At 46.4% G+C, this 379-nt stretch carries 2 tRNA genes; both read left to right on the top strand.

Going from position 1 to position 379, the window contains the following annotated elements:
* Positions 1 to 17: 17 nt before the first annotated feature.
* Positions 18 to 93, top strand: a tRNA-Ala gene (locus BZG25_RS15775).
* 12 nt (positions 94 to 105) lie between these two features.
* Positions 106 to 181 (top strand) — tRNA-Val (locus BZG25_RS15770).
* The last annotated feature ends 198 nt before the right edge of the window (positions 182 to 379 follow it).

The following is a 379-nucleotide window of genomic DNA, read 5'->3' as shown; positions in this document are numbered from 1 at the left end:
CACCATTTCTCAGACGCGGGGCTATAGCTCAGCTGGGAGAGCGCTTGCATGGCATGCAAGAGGTCGGCGGTTCGATCCCGCCTAGCTCCACCAAGTCTGAAAGATGGGCGATTAGCTCAGTTGGGAGAGCACCTCCCTTACAAGGAGGGGGTCACTGGTTCGAGCCCGGTATCGCCCACCACGCTTTAAAGGTTTTTGCTTAAGAATCTTTAGAACGTGGTTTATTTAGCAATAAACGACATGCTCTTTAACAATCTGGAAAGCTGACAAGTCATTCTTAAAGAATGACAGTAAAGTTCTCAATCAGTGACATGTAATGTCACTCACACAATCAAGTGTGCTTGGGCTTTGTCTTATTTGATAAGCAAAGTCTCTATTT

It is taken from the genome of Salinivibrio sp. ML198 (assembly GCF_001996015.1).
In the GTDB taxonomy this organism is placed as follows: Bacteria; Pseudomonadota; Gammaproteobacteria; order Enterobacterales; family Vibrionaceae; genus Salinivibrio; species Salinivibrio siamensis.
The sequence above is the reverse complement of the archived record's forward strand: the minus strand, read 5'-3'. Positions and strand labels throughout refer to the sequence as shown.